The 13448-nt window shown below is 59.3% G+C and carries 10 protein-coding genes; 1 reads left to right on the forward strand and 9 read right to left on the reverse strand.

Annotated features, from left to right (window positions below):
• Positions 1 to 32: 32 nt before the first annotated feature.
• Entirely contained in the window at positions 33 to 926 is an 894-nt protein-coding gene (gene cysM / locus RE428_RS17250; protein ID WP_004583183.1) for a cysteine synthase CysM, read from the reverse strand.
• Positions 927 to 1290: 364 nt separating this feature from the next.
• Between cysM and RE428_RS17255 the strand changes: the two genes are divergently transcribed.
• The gene (locus RE428_RS17255; RefSeq protein WP_004583184.1) at positions 1291 to 4167 is read left to right on the forward strand and encodes a response regulator; all 2877 of its coding nucleotides are present in this window, start codon (positions 1291 to 1293) and stop codon (positions 4165 to 4167) included.
• 30 nt (positions 4168 to 4197) lie between these two features.
• Here the strand turns inward: RE428_RS17255 and pdxJ are convergent, their stop codons facing one another.
• The 8 genes from pdxJ to RE428_RS17295 form a co-directional block, all read right to left on the reverse strand.
• The gene (pdxJ, locus tag RE428_RS17260; protein ID WP_004583185.1) at positions 4198 to 4935 is read right to left on the reverse strand and encodes a pyridoxine 5'-phosphate synthase; all 738 of its coding nucleotides are present in this window, start codon (positions 4933 to 4935) and stop codon (positions 4198 to 4200) included.
• Positions 4925 to 5653, reverse strand: coding sequence for a DNA repair protein RecO (gene recO, locus RE428_RS17265; RefSeq protein ID WP_004583186.1), 729 nt, complete (start codon positions 5651 to 5653; stop codon positions 4925 to 4927). Before recO ends, pdxJ begins: the two co-directional genes overlap by 11 nt.
• A gap of 54 nt (positions 5654 to 5707) precedes the next feature.
• The gene (gene era, locus RE428_RS17270) at positions 5708 to 6625 is read right to left on the reverse strand and encodes a GTPase Era (protein ID WP_004583187.1); all 918 of its coding nucleotides are present in this window, start codon (positions 6623 to 6625) and stop codon (positions 5708 to 5710) included.
• Entirely contained in the window at positions 6625 to 7317 is a 693-nt protein-coding gene (gene rnc / locus RE428_RS17275) for a ribonuclease III (protein ID WP_004583188.1), read from the reverse strand. Before rnc ends, era begins: the two co-directional genes overlap by 1 nt.
• Complete coding sequence (locus RE428_RS17280) at positions 7314 to 7679, reverse strand: DUF4845 domain-containing protein (protein ID WP_004583189.1); 366 nt, start codon at positions 7677 to 7679, stop codon at positions 7314 to 7316. The genes rnc and RE428_RS17280 overlap by 4 nt, the downstream gene beginning before the upstream one ends.
• Before the next feature lie 51 nt (positions 7680 to 7730).
• A complete protein-coding gene (lepB, locus tag RE428_RS17285; protein WP_004583190.1) occupies positions 7731 to 8537 on the reverse strand; it encodes a signal peptidase I in 807 nt (268 codons plus the stop codon).
• Between the two features lie 98 nt (positions 8538 to 8635).
• Positions 8636 to 10435: a translation elongation factor 4 gene (gene lepA, locus RE428_RS17290; RefSeq protein WP_004583191.1), complete on the reverse strand. Its 1800-nt coding sequence runs from the start codon at positions 10433 to 10435 to the stop codon at positions 8636 to 8638.
• 186 nt (positions 10436 to 10621) lie between these two features.
• The gene (locus RE428_RS17295) at positions 10622 to 13339 is read right to left on the reverse strand and encodes a bifunctional diguanylate cyclase/phosphodiesterase (RefSeq protein WP_004583192.1); all 2718 of its coding nucleotides are present in this window, start codon (positions 13337 to 13339) and stop codon (positions 10622 to 10624) included.
• Positions 13340 to 13448: the final 109 nt, after the last annotated feature.

Consider the following 13448-nt stretch of genomic DNA (forward strand, 5'->3'; position numbering starts at 1 on the left):
GGTCTGGAGATGTATTCCCGCGACGCGGTTGCTCAGGCGCCGGGGAAAACCCCCGTCGACAGGTAGCGGTCGCCGCGGTCACAGATAATGGCGACGATTACAGCATTCTCAACCTGCCCGGATAACTTCAATGCAGCTGCAATGGCACCGCCGGACGATACGCCGCAGAAGATGCCCTCTTCCCGGGCCAGCGCCCGCATGGTGTCTTCCGACTCCTGCTGGTTGACGTCCAGCACCTGGTCGACGCGTGTTTCGTCATAGATTTTCGGCAGGTATTCCCTGGGCCAACGACGGATACCGGGAATAGCTGAGCCTTCGGACGGTTGCAGGCCAATAATGCGGATATCCGGATTGCGCTCCTTCAGATAGCGCGATACACCCATGATCGTACCGGTGGTACCCATGGAACTGACGAAATGGGTGATACGACCGCTGGTCTGCTCCCAAAGTTCCGGACCGGTGGTGCGGTAATGGGCCAGCGGATTGTCGCCATTGGCAAACTGGTCGAGTACCCGCCCCTTGCCTTCCTGCTCCATCTGGGCTGCCAGGTCGCGGGCGCCTTCCATACCCTGCTCCTTGCTCACGGTGACGATCTCCGCACCATAGGCCCGCATTGATGCCCGACGCTCTTCGCTCATATTCGCCGGCATGATCAGGACCATCCGATAACCCTTAATCGCCGCTGCCATCGCCAGGGCGATACCGGTGTTTCCGCTGGTGGCTTCGATTAGCGTGTCACCGGGCTTGATGTCGCCACGGCGCTCGGCTTCCTGGATCATGCTGATTGCCGGGCGATCCTTTACCGAGCCGGCCGGGTTATTGCCCTCGAGCTTCGCCAGGATCACGTTCGAAGTGTCGCCCGGCAAACGCTGCAGCCGAACCAACGGTGTATGGCCGACATAATCTTCAATGGTAGGAAAATGCATGGATGGACAGACTCCTGACAGCGGGCTTGGCAGAAAAACGCCCCGCCGATCTACCGGGCATTCTTCCAAGCTGTGTTACACTCTGAGGTCGCATCATACGCGCATAGTGAAAGGTATCCCAATAAAGCTTGTCGCTACCCAAATGCGATTGGGTTCTAAGGCAACCGAAACGTTATAAGCGTTGGTTCAGAAGCCCTCACAGGTACCTCTTTCACTGCAAGCCTTCCCGATCCTGTCGGGGTTCACGATTGCGATGGTATGGCGGGTTGCAGTAGCCGCCAATGATAATCAGGGACGACGCCCCGTACGCTTTCCAGGGAAGATGATCCAGTACGGGGCCTGCGGCAGAATCAGGAAGCGCACCATGCGACGCTGGGGCATTCGCAAGAAAGTCATTTTTGTCACACTGGTACCCACCATACTGACCACCCTGATCCTTGGGGTGTTCTTTACCCAAAGCTGGGTGGGCAACATCGAGCAGTTGCTCCATGATCGTGGTGAGTCCCTCTCCCGCCAACTCGCTGCGGCCTCTGAATACGGCATGTTTACCGGCAACCGCAGCCTGCTCAACAACCTGTCCAACGCACTGCTGGAAGAACAGGACGTCCGCTCAATCACCTTCTTCAATGCCCGCGGCGAGCGCCTGATCCATACCGGACCCAGCCTGTCGGATGAGATTGGCGAGGAAAACCTGACCTCCAACAAGACACTAACCCTGCCCAACGAGTCTAACTCCATCTTTATCGCACCGGTGTTCCTGCAGGACCTGATGGTCGACAGCATGCTGGAAATGGAATCGCGCCGGACGGCCCCCAGCGCCGTGGAGCCTATTGGCTGGGCGGTGGTCGAGATGTCCCACGTGCGTACGGACAAGGAGCGCTACAAGGCTTTGCTGATCAGCCTTTTGCTGATACTCGGCGGTATCGCCATGAATGTGCTGATCGCCCTGCGCATGAGCCGAAATGTGACGGACCCGATCTTCGAGCTGAACAACGCAGTCGCCAAGCTGAAGGAAGGCCGCCTGGACACCCGCGTGCACACCAACGCCGGCCCCGAGTTCGAACAACTGGAGTCAGGCCTTAACGCCATGGCCCAGGAGCTCAGCGAAGCCCAGGCGGAAATGCAGCAGAACATCGACCAGGCCACCGAGGACTTGCGGGAAACGCTTGAAACCATCGAGATCCAGAACATCGAGCTGGATCTGGCGCGGAAGGAGGCCTTGGAAGCCAGCCGCATCAAGTCGGAATTCCTGGCCAACATGTCCCACGAAATCCGCACACCGCTCAACGGAATTATCGGATTCACCGAACTCTTATTGAAGACGCCTGTCCCCCAGCAGCAGAGAGACCATCTCAACACCATCCGCAAGTCGTCGGAAATTCTGCTAACCATCATTAACGACATCCTCGATTTCTCCAAGATCGAGGCCGGCAAGCTGATACTCGACCGCGTGCCTTTCGCCCTGCGCGACACCATCGAAGATGTCATGGTGATGCTGGCACCGGCAGCACACGGCAAGAACCTGGACCTGGTACCGCTGATCTACAGTGACGTGCCGGATACGATATTGGGCGATCCGCTGCGCGTGAAGCAGGTCATCACCAACCTGGTCAACAATGCCATCAAGTTCACCCAGACCGGCGAAGTCGTTCTGCGCGCCAGCCTGGAAGAGGAGGACGCCGAGGGCTATCGCGTGGTCATACGCTTCAGCGTCAGCGACTCCGGCGTCGGCCTTTCCCGAGCCCAGCAGAAGTCCCTGTTCAACGCCTTCAGTCAGGCAGATGCCTCGACCGCGCGTCAATATGGCGGTACCGGGCTTGGGCTGGTAATTTCCAAACGACTGGTTGAGGAGATGGGCGGTCAGATCGGGTTGGAGAGCGAACTGGGCAAAGGCTCCACGTTCTGGTTTACCCTCTCCACCGAGGTCGCCCGCAATGCCGAGCCGCCCGCACCCCGGGACGGCCTCCAGCAGGAACGTGTGGTTTACCTCGAACAGCAAAAGACCACAGCACTGTCCGTCATCCATATGCTGCGGGATTGGGGCATGGACGTGGACGAAGCCAAATCCCCGGGTGATTTGCTTGAGAAGGTGGAGCAGGCCCAATATGAAAACCGTGGCTATGCCGTGGCCATGGTCGGCGTTACCCGACACCTGCTGCATTCCAGCCAGTACCGGGACCTGTTCCATACCCTGGAAGTGGAACGCGACTGCCGTAGCCTGATCCTGACACCCACGCTGGAAGATCAGGAAGGCCACCTCACCCAGCTTTCCAGCGGCCACATTGCCAAACCGGTTTGTCGCGACCGGCTTTACGACGAGCTCTTCATGCTGATCCATGGTTCCCCGGCCGCCGATCCAACACTGCCTGCAGTACAGGATACCGACGCAACGGCGCCGCGCTCCAGCGAAACACCCCGGGTGCTTGCGGTGGACGACAACGAGGCCAACCTGAAGCTGGTGCTGACGCTGCTGGCGGACTGCAAGGTACAGGCCGAAGGCGCCTCCAGTGGATTCGAGGCCCTGAGCAAGGCGCGCCAGACCCGTTTCGATCTGGTATTCATGGATCTGCAGATGCCGGGAATGGATGGCCTCGAGACCACCGAGCGCCTGCGCCACCTCGACGAACGCAGCCAGCCCATGCCGGTTATTGCACTGACAGCCCATGCCCTGTCCGAGGAAAAGGATCGCCTCCTGCGCCAGGGCTTCGATGGCTATTTGGCGAAGCCGGTCAGCAGCCAGCAACTGCTGGATACCCTCTACCGACACACCGGCTACCGCTACCAGGACGCAAGTCGACCCGAGCCGACCACCCGGCATGACGTGCGACAACGCAGCATCCGGCCTTCCAGCCGGGAAAAGCAGCTCCCCTGCGTCGACGTTGAAGAAGGCATCCGCCTCGCGGCCGGAAAGGCAGATCTGGCGGAGGAACTGTTCAGCATGCTGCTGGAACAGGTGGCGTTTGACCGGGAGAGCATCCGGAAATTGCTGGAACGCGGCGATGGCCAGGAGCTCCTGGAGCGCGTCCACAAACTGCATGGCGCGACGCGCTATTGCGGCGTGCCGGAACTCCGAAATATCTCCGAGCGCCTGGAGACGGCCATCAAGCGTGAAACTGACGACCAGGACGACCTGACCCACTCCCTGGTCTCAGCCATGGAGCGATTGCTGATCTGGGCTGAAGAAACCGAATGGCAGGCCATGTTCAGGCAACGGCAGGGCGAGACCCTCAGCGATTCCTGAACCGGCGGTCGAACTCCGGCTCATACTGCCTTACTCCTGGTGCGCCCGATCCAGGATCGCCCGCATATCCCGTACCGCTTCCTTAATTCCGGTAAAGAGTGCCCGGGCAATAATGGCGTGACCGATATTCAGCTCATTTATTCCAGGAATGGCCGCGACCCGCTCAGTATTATGGTAATGCAAACCGTGGCCAGCGTTGACGATCAAACCTTTCTTGCGAGCATACTCCACGCCATCGGCCACCTTCAGGAACGCGAGATCCACCTCGGCGGGGTTGTCCGCCTCCGCGTAGTGGCCGGTGTGGATCTCGATCACCGGTGCACCGCAACGCACTGCGGCATCGATCTGGTCCTTGTCCGCATCGATAAACAGTGACACTTCGGCGCCAATAGCCGCCAAGCGCTCACAAGCCTTGGCGACCTTTTCTTCCTGGCCGGCCACGTCGAGGCCACCTTCGGTGGTCAGCTCCTCACGCTTCTCCGGAACCAGACACACGCACTGGGGGCGCACTTGTTCGGCGAAGGCCAGCATGGCGTCGGTCACTGCCATTTCCAGGTTCATCTTGGTATTGAGCATCTCGCGCATCAACATCACGTCGCGATCCTGGATATGGCGACGGTCTTCCCGCGGGTGGATCGTGATTCCGTCCGCGCCGGCCTCCTCGGCAAGCAGGGCCGCCTGGACCGGATCGGGATAGCGGGTCCCCCGAGACTGGCGCAGGGTAGCCACGTGGTCAACGTTCACACCAAGCAGCACTCTAGGTTTCATCTTTATCTCCTCGCCAACGGGTAAACAGGGCGCGACTGTGTAACTCGCGCCCCTGAAGTAAATGATCTATCAATACGCGCATAACGCGCTTGGCCGTGCGCCGGGCATCCGGAGTATCCAGACGCTGGTCCGACAGCCCCAGCAGGACGTCGCCACGGAGCCCCTGCAAGAGACTATTGGGGCTCGACGTTTCAACCACGCCCTGCTCCGGATCATAGTAGTAGTGTTGGCCGGATAACACCGCGCGTCCGGAATCCGTGGCCATTCCCCAGTCGAACCCGTAACCGAGGGCTTCGACCAGCCTGGCCTCGAAACGACGCAATGTCGGCTCAAACTCGTGCGCCGAAGCCAGCTCGTCGAGGGTCTCGATGTATTGGGCAAACAGGGTCTGATGCGGCTCCTGAGGTGGCAGGAGTCGTTGCAACAACTCGTTCAGGTAGAGTCCGCAGTACAACCGTTCGGTGCGACTGAGATTGGGGCCAAGACGGCTCTCGGCGGAGGTCAGGGTTTTCAGGTCGGAACGCCCCTGCCAGGACAACAACATAGGCTGGAACGGCTGGAGCTGGGCTTTGAGCGGACTCTTGGGGCTATTCGCACCACGGGATATCACCGTCAGGCGGCCGTGGTTCAGGGTGAACAGGTCCACCATCAGACTGGTTTCGCGATAGTTGCGTCGATGGAGCACGTAGCCGGGCTCCTGTTCGACCCTGTCCGTCATTCCCCTCGCCCCAGCCGTTTAGGGTCTGTGCATATGGTGGGCGCCATTGCGAGATCAGAAATCGTTCATGCCCAGGCTTTTCAGCGCCCGGTCACTATCCGCCCACCCCTTTTTCACTTTGACCCAGAGACGCAGCATCACCTTGCTGTCGAATAACTTTTCCATGTCGATCCGCGCGTCCTGGCCAATCTGGCGAATGCGCTCGCCCTTGTCACCGATAATGATCTTCTTCTGCCCCTCACGCTCAACCAGGATCAATGCAGCGATATGCAGCGTCTTACCTTCCTGTTTGAACTCCTCGATCTCCACAGCCACGGAGTAGGGTAGCTCGGCGCCCAGTTGGCGGGTGATTTTCTCGCGGACGATTTCTGCCCCAAGGAAGCGCTGGGAGCGATCGGTGATCTGGTCGTCCGGATAGAAATGGACGCTAACGGGCAGCAGGCGATCCACCGCTTCTTCGAGCGGTGCGAGATTCTGGCCACGTAAGGCCGACAGCGGAATGATTTCGGTAAACTCGCGTTTCTGGGCCAGCGATTCCAGGTGCGGCAGCAGTGCTTCCCGCTTGGCCAGCTTGTCGACCTTGTTGACTGCCAGTATGACCGGCGCCTTCACCTGCTCGAGCTTCTGCAAAACCATATCGTCAGCAGTGGTCCAATGGTTCTGGTCGACCACGAAAACCACCACGTCGACATCGACCAGGGCTGACGAGGCTGCCCGGTTCATGTAACGATTGAGCGCCCGCGGCTCGTCCTCGTGCATGCCGGGCGTATCCACGTAGATGGCCTGCACGTCGCCACGGGTCTTGATGCCCAGTACCTGGTGACGCGTGGTCTGGGGCTTGCGCGAGGTAATACTGAGTTTCTGGCCGAGGATATGGTTCAGCAACGTGGACTTGCCGACATTCGGCCGTCCAACGATGGCAACGAAACCGCAACGGCTGTCCGGATTGTCCGGCTGGGTAGGATCTATCATCAATTAGTCTCCACGCCCAGTGACTTCAGGGCATTACGGGCGGCCTGCTGCTCGGCAACCCGGCGGCTGCCGCCGACGCCGGTTGTCTTGCGATCCAGGGAGGGCAACGCACATTCCACGTGAAAGGTCTGCGCATGGGCCTCACCCTCCACGGATATGACGTCATAACGTGGCAACGGATACTGGCGGGACTGCAAATATTCCTGCAGGCGGGTTTTTGGATCTTTCTGGGTATCCTGCAGATCCAGGCGCTCAAGGCGTTCGGTGAACCAGTCCAGCACCCGCGCCCGGCAGGTATGAAAATCGCTGTCGAGATAAATGGCGCCAATAACGGATTCGACGGCATCGGCGAGGATTGAATCGCGCCGGAAGCCACCGCTCTTCAGCTCTCCCGAACCCATCCGCAGGTAGTCGCCCAAATGGAACTCACGGCCGATCTCGGCCAGGGTTACGCCCTTGACCATACGCGCACGCAGGCGGCTGAGTTGGCCTTCCCGGGCATTCTCGAAATTGCGGTACAGATGCTCGGCGATCACCATGTTCACAATCGAGTCGCCCAGGAACTCCAGACGTTCGTTATTCTGGGTGCCATGGCTTCGGTGGGTCAGCGCAAGGGTCAACAGCTCCGGATTGCGGAACTGGTAGCCCAGGCGTTTCTGAAGCCGGCCAAGTTCGATCTCACTTACCCTCACTGGCCTCTCATCTCGTAGGCATGATTGAAGTGGACAACCGCGTCCACATTCTGGAACAGGTCGGTGCGCACCTCATACTCGAGGTTGATCAGCACCATTTCACCGTCTTTCTTGATCTCGATCTGCTTTTCGTCGAAGTTGTCGACGTTGTTCACGCTCAGGCGCTTACGGATCAGCGAGCGCACGTCCGTGGGTCGCAATTGCCCGAGATCCTCGGTCTTGTCCAGGCTTTCGATAGCTTCCTGGATGGTGATGTCATCAAGGTAGATAGGACCCAGCTTGATCGCCAGCGTAATCAGACTGCCGAAAAAGAGTACTGCGATGAGAATGCCCAGAGTGGAAGCGCCACGTTGGTTCTTCATGTTACTGCTCTCTTCTTTGCGTTATATCCCTGGACAGCCCGAAGACGGTCCTTACTCGATAAGCCCCACACGATCGAAGCTTGGAATCCAGTTGTCGCCCAGATGCATCCAGATGGCGAAGGCCTTGCCGACCACCAGCTCGTCCGGGACGGTGCCCCAGTAACGGCTGTCGTTGCTATTGTCGCGGTTGTCCCCCATGACGAAGTATTCGTGCTCGGGAATTCTCCACTGACCTTCACCGCCGGGATTGCCCGGTCCGAGATTATTCAGGATCTGGTGCTCGACGCCGCTGAGATTCTCCTGGAACAGCTGGACCGGCGGCAGTGTCGCGACAAAGTCCTTGGGCACTTCCTGTCCATTGATGTAGAGCGTGTGGTCACGATAGGTCACTGTGTCACCCGGCAACCCGATAACCCGTTTAATATAGTTGGTCTCGCCGTCCTTGGGATACTTGAACACCATGACATCGCCACGTTCGGGATTGCCGATGTCGGCAATTTTGGTACCGGCTACCGGCAGGCGCAAGCCGTAGGCGAACTTATTGACCAGGATGAAATCACCCACCTGAAGGGTGGGCAGCATGGAACCGGATGGAATCTGGAAGGGTTCGACCAGGAAGGAACGCAATACGAGAACAATCGCCAGTACCGGAAAAAAGGAGCGGCTCAGGTCGACCAGATAAGGTTCCTTCGGCTCCTCTTTTTCTTCGGCTGCGTCGCCCGCTACACCGGCTGTCGCCTGGGACGACTGCGAGAAGCGGGCTTCGCGACGCGCGCGCAGGAAGAGCCTGTCACCCAGCCAGATCAAACCAGTGGCAAACGTCAGGGTGACGAGGATCAGGGGAAAATCGATATCCATGCTTGGGTCCTAGTGCTCTATCGGTCTCAGTGCTCTGTCGGTCGTAGCGCTACCGCAATGTATATTGCCAACTTCGGTTGGTTTCCACGCGCAGAGCACTAATTATCGACGCGGAGTACGGCAAGAAACGCTTCCTGGGGCACCTCGACATTACCAAGCTGCTTCATGCGCTTTTTACCTTCTTTCTGTTTCTGCAACAGTTTCTTCTTCCGGCTTACGTCACCGCCATAGCATTTTGCCGTTACGTTCTTGCGCAGGGCCTTGACCGTCTGGCGGGCAATTACGTGGTTGCCGATAGCAGCCTGGATGGCGATATCGAACATTTGCCGCGGAATCAGCTCTTTCATCTTCTCGATGACGGCCCGCCCGCGATAATGGGCCTGTACGCGATGGACGATAAGCGCCAGGGCATCGACCCGTTCGGCGTTGATCAGTACATCGAGGCGCACCAGGTCCGCCGTCTGGAATCGCTTGAAATGATAGTCCAGCGAGGCGAAACCGCGACTGGCCGACTTGATCCTATCAAAGAAATCGAGAACCACTTCCGCCATCGGCAGCTCATAGGTCAACTGCACCTGGCTTGACAGGAACAGCATGTTCTTCTGCACGCCCCGCTTTTCTTCACACAGGGCGATGACGTTACCCAAGTGTTCCTGGGGCACCAGGATGTTGGCCTCGACGATCGGCTCGCGCATCTCCTCGATACTGCCCACGTCCGGCAGGCGTGAAGGGTTATCGACGTACACCGTCTCGTTCTGCTTGGTGACCACTTCGTATACGACGGTGGGCGCAGTGGTGATCAGGTCGATGTCGTATTCACGCTCCAGCCGCTCCTGGATAATCTCCATATGCAGCATGCCCAGGAAACCACACCGGAAACCGAAGCCCAGCGCGTCCGAGCTTTCAGGCTCGAAGAACAGGGAGGCGTCGTTGAGGGTGAGTTTCTCAAGCGCTTCGCGGAAGTCGTCGTAGTCGTCGGCGCTGACCGGGAACAGGCCGGCGTAGACCTGCGGCTTGACCTTCTTGAAGCCGGGAACCGGCGCCGTATCGGGGGTCTTCTGGTGGGTGATGGTATCGCCCACTGGCGCGCCATGGATGTCCTTGATGCCGGCGACCACGAAACCTACCTCGCCCGTACCGAGCACACCGGTCTCCGTCGGTTTCGGCGTAAAGATACCGACCTTGTCCGCAATCCAGGCCTTGCCCGTGGACTTGATCAGGATCTTGTCCCCTTTGCGTAGACTGCCCTGACGCACGCGAACCAGCGACACCACGCCCAGATAGTTGTCGAACCAGGAGTCGATAATCAGCGCCTGAAGAGCGCCATCGATATTGCCTTGAGGCGGCGGCACCAGCCGGATCAGTTCCTCCAGCACATCTTCCACGCCCATACCGTTCTTGGCACTGCAACGTACGGCGTTGGACGCTTCGATACCGATGATATCCTCGATTTCCTGCGCCACGCGCTCCGGCTCGGCCTGGGGCAGGTCCATCTTGTTGAGTACCGGAACAACCTCAAGCCCCTGCTCGATTGCGGTATAGCAGTTAGCCACCGACTGGGCCTCGACACCCTGCCCGGCGTCCACCACCAGCAGCGCGCCTTCACAGGCAAACAGCGAGCGGGAGACCTCGTAGGAAAAGTCGACGTGGCCCGGGGTGTCGATCATGTTGAGTTCGTACTCGATCCCGTCCTTCGCCTTGTAGCGCAGGGTGACGCTCTGGGCCTTGATGGTAATACCGCGTTCACGCTCCAGATCCATGGAATCCAGGACCTGCTCGGCCATTTCTCGGTCGGTCAGGCCGCCGCATACCTGGATGAAACGGTCTGCGAGGGTGGATTTTCCGTGATCGATGTGGGCGATGATGGAAAAGTTACGGATGTGGCTCAGGTCAGTCACAGAATCGGGTGTCTCACGTCAGAAAAATGTCCGGCGCGACCGGCCTGGGCCGGTGGCAGATAAAGGAAGGCTGATTTTACCGGTTAAGCGGGACTATTGCCATGATCCCGAGAGTCCCGTCGAGGTGGCCGATACCCTTGCCAGAAGCTGGTTTCGACAAGGGTATACAAAATATAACAACAGGCTCTATAGCGTTAACCGCTCTTCCTGGCGCAACAGGAAACCAATCAGGGCATCTTCGTCGAGCGGATAGCTGAACAGGTTGCCCTGGGCCTGGGCGCAGCCGGCAGCGCGAAGGAAGTTCAGTTGCTGGGGTGTTTCAACCCCTTCGGCAATGACGGTCAGGTGCAGCTTGTGCGCAAGGGCGATGACAGCCGACGTCACATCGGTAGCGGTCGCATTGTAGGGGATGTCGCGGATAAACTCATGGTCGATCTTCACCGCATTCAGCGGCAGCCGTTGCATCGCCGCCAGCGAGCAATTGCTGGCGCCAAAGTTGTCGAGGATCAGGTACACACCAATGTCATGCAGCGATCCGAGCAGGCGCTGGACGGTCTCCGGATCTTCGTTCAGCAGTTCCGAGGGCAGCTCGAGCTCCAATCGTTCCGGTGCCACGCCGGTTTCGGTAATCACCTGGCGGAACATCTCCAGGAATCGGGGATCGGTAATCTGCCGCGACGAGAGGTTGACGGACACGTGCAGGTTCTCGAACCCTGCCCGTTCCAGCGCCTGGATCTCGATACAGGCCTGGCGCAGGGCCATCTCCCCCAAACGCACGATCAGACCGGACTCTTCCGCCAGGCTGATGAACTGGTTGGCCGGAATCAAACCTCGCTCGGGATGCTGCCAGCGCAGGAACGCCTCCACTCCAAGAACCGTCTCCCGAGCCAGGTCGAACTTGGGCTGGTAATGCAACGTGAAGCTGTCCGACTCCAGCGCATTGGCGAGCTCCTCCTGCTGCAGCATGCGACGGGCGGCCTGAATGTTCATCGCCGGCGTAAAGAACTGCGCATTGTTGCGCCCCATCTCCTTCGCCCGGTACATGGCGAGATCGGCGTATTTCATCAGGGAGGTGGCGTCCTCACTGTCGTCGGGAATCATCGCCAGACCGATACTGACCGTCACACCGACTTCATGCTCACCCAGACGGATGCGCTGACACAGTCGGCGCAGGATATTTTCTGCCACGGTGGCCGCCGCGTCGGAGCCGGTAACTTCCGACAACAGCACAACGAATTCGTCGCCGCCCAGCCGGGCGACCGAATCCTCCTCCCGTACGCACCCCTGCAGCCAGCCTGCAACCGTACTCAGCAACTCGTCGCCGACGTCGTGGCCCAGGGTATCGTTGATCCGCTTGAAACCGTCCAGATCGAGGAACATCAGGGCTGCGGATTTGCCGCTACGCTTGCAGCGACGAATAACGTGTTCCAAACGGTCGCGAAACAACTGGCGGTTGGCCAGTCCGGTCAAAGGGTCGTAAAACGCCAGGCGATGCAGTTCAGACTGGGCCGCCTTTAGCTCGGTGAGGTCGCGCAGACTCAATACCACACCGTTAACCCCCGGCACGTCGATCATCGCAGTGTACGTGCCCTCCATATTGCGCCAGCCGCCTTCGGCATCTCGAATACGGGCGTGCACCACCGGCAGTGCCCTGCCCGGCTCGGTCAACGCCTGTTCGAAACACTGCTGCAACTGTGGCCAGTCATCCGGGTGGACCTGTTGTTCAAGCGTAAGTTCGGAGACCCGGGTTGGGTCGAATCCGAGTATTGTTTCCGATGAAGGACTGACGTAGTTGAGCCGTCCCCTACGGTCGAGGATTAGCGTGACGTTGCTCGCACCCTCGGTAATGGCCCGGTATCGACCGGCATTGATCTGGGCCAACAGGCGCGAGCGCACCATGACCAACGCGAAAGCGAACAGCAGGACGCTGATGATCAGACCGGCCACCGCCACAATCAGCGGCCGCGGGTCGGACGCCAGGTAATCGAAGGCCGGTGTGGTGCGGGTCTGGAGCAGCCAGGTACGGCCGCCATGCCGGACCTTCTGGCTCATCTCGAAGGTGTACTCGTTCTCCAGGGAGCCCAGGTTGGAGCCGTACATGAGCGCGTCTTCCACGGGAACGTCACTGTCGTAGATACGCACGTCCAGAAATGGCGAAATCAGCCCAACGATGCCATCCATCAGATTGTTCATACGGAAGGCGCTGAAGACAAAGCCCCGTAGCCGCATACGGCGCTCTTCCAGGATCTGGGGAACCTTGTCGCCCTCGTACACCGGGAAGTACATGAGGAAACCGGCCTGTTCATCGTCCACCTGCTCCTGCACCAGCACAACTTTGCCGGTCATCGTGGCCTCGCCGGTATCCCGGGCCCGCTCCATGGCAATGCGGTGTGCCGGATCACCAAAGGCGTCGTAGCCGTAGGCCCGTTTATTGCGCTGGGTACTGGGTTCGAGAAAAACGATGGGATGGTATTCGGCCCTTACCCCGGCCGGATTGACGAGGTAGTCCGGCAGGCCCTGTTCGCGAATGCGCTCGACGAACTCCACTACTTCGTCGCCGTCCACGCGGGCGGTAAAGCCGATGCCCTGGATACCGGGATAGTACCGATTGATGTCCAGCTTATTGACATAAAGGCGCCAGTCGTCCCGCCCCACCAGGTCCGCGACGGCGAACAGGCCGGCGCTGCCGGCCAGCACCTGCTCGTAGTTCAGCAAACGCTCCTCGATGGCGGTCTTGAGCTGGAGGGATTGAGTTTCGAACCGCGCTTCGGTTCGGTCGTCAACGAGAATGATCGAAAAGCGCCAGGCCCCTACCGTCAACGCCAACGAGATGATGAGCACAAGCCACGCCACTCGCGAGGGGCGCTGGCGGGCCAGCTGCCCAATAGTCAGGTCCTTTGCCATCGATACAATCCATAGAGCCGGTGGAACGGGCGGCAACCACATACCACCCCAAAACAGGCCAGCCGCAACGAAATTGCGGCGGTTCGTTCAATAATTAAGCGGCAAAGTA

The sequence above is a fragment of the Marinobacter nanhaiticus D15-8W genome, from assembly GCF_036511935.1.
In the GTDB taxonomy this organism is placed as follows: Bacteria; Pseudomonadota; Gammaproteobacteria; order Pseudomonadales; family Oleiphilaceae; genus Marinobacter_A; species Marinobacter_A nanhaiticus.